Origin of the sequence: Pseudoalteromonas sp. MMG024 (genome assembly GCF_021654175.1) — a bacterium.
GTDB lineage: Bacteria > Pseudomonadota > Gammaproteobacteria > Enterobacterales > Alteromonadaceae > Pseudoalteromonas.
On the sequence record NZ_JAKFZO010000063.1, the window covers coordinates 1 to 462 of the forward strand.

Genomic DNA, 462 nt, shown 5'->3' on the forward strand with positions numbered 1-462 from the left:
AGGGTTTCATACTGTTTGTCCGCCAGTGAGGTGAGCACGCCTTTGATGTGATTTGGCTGGGTTTTTTCCGGATATAACACGAGTCTTGCCCGCCATTTCTCAGGCAGGCTTGGGTCTTGCTTTCTGGCATGTCCAGAGACCTTCATTTCAACGATGAAGTCACGTCCTTCTTTGTCCAGCTGCTCTACCACTTCATATTTTGTGTTGGATTTCACCGGCGTCATCCAGTGGCTTGAACCATGTTGGCGCTGCCAGTTGAGCATCAGTTCAGCGCTTAAGTAACAGCGATCAAAAATGGTCAGAGAGTCGGCAGGAACCGACATCGCCAGCTTCTTGGCGTAGTTCACTTCCCCGGTGGAACTCGGACCAAAGGCGACATCGTGCAAGTGCTCGGCAAGGGCCTGCGTGTCATGGGTTTTGAATTGGGTTCCGTCAACAGAGAAGAGTCTCAATCCGTACCAG

1 protein-coding gene is annotated in these 462 nt (G+C 51.5%); it reads right to left on the bottom strand.

Annotated features, from left to right (window positions below; genetic code table 11):
* Positions 1-462, bottom strand: a 462-nt coding sequence (locus L1068_RS21870) for a transposase (RefSeq protein ID WP_237131968.1), incomplete at both ends; no start/stop codon positions are given.